Origin of the sequence: Streptomyces murinus (genome assembly GCF_002154555.1) — a bacterium.
Taxonomy (GTDB): Bacteria; Actinomycetota; Actinomycetes; order Streptomycetales; family Streptomycetaceae; genus Streptomyces; species Streptomyces murinus.
The window spans coordinates 1-1,999 of the sequence record NZ_MUNF01001061.1; the positions used below are offsets into that span (position 1 = coordinate 1).

The window sequence follows — 1,999 nt, forward strand, 5'->3', positions numbered from 1 at the left end:
GCCCACCGCCCCCGCGCCCGTCCCCGGCCCCCAGGCCCGCCAGGCACCCCTGAAGTCCTCCGCCTTCCGGCTCCAGCCGCTCACCGGAGGCGCCCCGCCGCACTCCGCGCCGCGCAAGCTCAAGGTGCGCACCGAACCCATCTTCCGGATCCCCGAGCACGGCCGGCAGATGATGCTCACCTTCGACGACGGCCCCAATCCCGATTACACCCCGCACATCCTGGACACCCTCGCCAAGCACGGCGTACGGGCGATGTTCTTCCTGTGCGGAGAGTGCGTCGAGGTCAACCCGCACCTGGTGGCCCGGATGGCGGAGGACGGCCATGTCGTCGGCAACCACACCTGGACGCATCCCCTGCTGACCACCCTCGACCGCTCCGAGATCAAGTCCGAGATGGAACGCACCAGTCACATCATCGAGAAGTTCTACGGCGACCTCCCGCAATGGTTCCGCGCCCCCTACGGCGCCTGGAACAAGGCCACCTTCCAGCTCGGCGCCGAGATGGGCATGGAGCCGATGGCCTGGACGATCGACACCACCGACTGGGACACGCCCGGCACCGACGTCATCATCGACCGGGTGGAGAGCGGCGCCGCGCCGGGAGTGGTGATCCTCTCGCACGACGCCGGGGGTGACCGTTCGCAGACCGTGGAGGCCATCCAGGAGTGGCTGCCCTATCTGCTCGACAGCGGATACCACCTCACGGTGCCGAACCGGCGCGTCTGATCCCGGCCCAACCGCCCGCCGGGCCGCGGTGGTTCAGGTGACCGCGACCAGGCGGGCGAAGACGACGACATTGCCGTCGTAGCCGTTCTGCTTGGAGAAACCACCGCCGCAGGTGATGACCCGCAGCTCCGGGGTGCCCTTCGAGCCGTACACCCGGTCGCCGGGGAAACCGGCCTTGGAGAAGACCTCGACGCCGTAGATCTCGAACACCGCCGTCCTGCCGTCCTTGCGCAGGACCTCGACGCGGTTCCCCTTCTTCAGGGCCCCGAGTCCGTAGAACACGGCGGGGCCCTGCTGGTTGTCGACATGGCCGACGATGACCGAGGTGCCCTTCTCACCGGGGGAGACCGCGCCGGTGAACCAGCCCGCCAGATCGGGGTCCTCGGGCGGCGGCGCGCTCACCGCGCCGGTCGGGTCCAGGCCCACGGGGGTGACCGGCGCGTCCACATGGATCGCCGGGATCCGCACCCGGTCCGCCGCGGAGAACGTCAGCGGTACGGGTCCGGTGGGCGGCGGGCTCTGCGGGGCGCGGGTGTCCGGGGCCGCCGCCGAGGCGGGCTGCGGCGGGCCGACGTCGAACTCGCCCGAGCCGTTGCGGAGGAGTGCCAGACCGGAGAGCAGCAGCAGCGCCATCACACCCCACGGGGCGCGCCGCCGGCGCCGTACGGCGTCGTCCTCGTCCTCCTCGGCGAGCCGGGGCGGCTGGTACAGCCGGGGCGCGGTCATGCGCCGTCCCGTCTCGAAGCGTCGGTCGTCCCCTGCGTTGCGCATGGGGAAAAGCTAAGTCCCGCACGGGCACCCGGCGACGGGCCGAGTGGCGAACGGGTGGCCCGTCACCCTCGCGGTGCGCCATCCGAGTTGCCGTTCCCAGGAATTTTCTGACGGTCCGTGACCTGCGGCTATATCCGATTGTCAGGTTGTCGTGCGGAGTGTCGGATCACCAGGACGGAGCATTCTCGACATGCGGGCGTGTTCCGTTCACCCGAGGGTCTTAGCTGGGAGGTGCTTTCTCGCCGATCGACCGGGGACGGGCCCCGGGGTGCCTTCCGCGGAGGATCACATGCGAAACCAACGCGCCCTGGCGGCCGCGTGCACCGCGGTGGCCGTGCTCGGGCTCGCCGCCCCCGTGGCCGTCGCGGACGGCATGGGCAACGGGGGCGGCACCACGGGAGGCACGGGCACCGGCTCGGGGACCATCGTCGGTCCCGGCACCGATTCCGACATTGCCGTTCCCGAAGTTGCCGACACCGGTGCCGGGACCGACGATGGTCC

At 70.9% G+C, this 1,999-nt stretch carries 2 protein-coding genes and 1 pseudogene; 2 read left to right on the forward strand and 1 reads right to left on the reverse strand.

The annotated features are described in order from the left end of the window. On the forward strand, nucleotides 1-727 hold a 727-nt coding region (locus CCN72_RS37650), incomplete at its 5' end, for a polysaccharide deacetylase family protein (protein ID WP_107430325.1). Nucleotides 728-760: 33 nt separating this feature from the next. Here CCN72_RS37650 and CCN72_RS37655 read toward each other — a convergent pair. Then, a complete protein-coding gene (locus tag CCN72_RS37655) occupies nucleotides 761-1,453 on the reverse strand; it encodes a class F sortase (RefSeq protein ID WP_086812711.1) in 693 nt (230 codons plus the stop codon). 334 nt (nucleotides 1,454-1,787) lie between these two features. Here CCN72_RS37655 and CCN72_RS37660 point away from each other — a divergent pair. Then, a pseudogene (locus CCN72_RS37660) lies at nucleotides 1,788-1,999 on the forward strand (HtaA domain-containing protein); the annotation flags it as partial.

What these genes read in the sequence shown, in the direction of transcription:
- CCN72_RS37655 (WP_086812711.1), bottom strand. Translation starts at nt 1,453, where the DNA reads ATGACCGCGCCCCGGCTGTACCAGCCGCCCCGGCTCGCCGAGGAGGAC.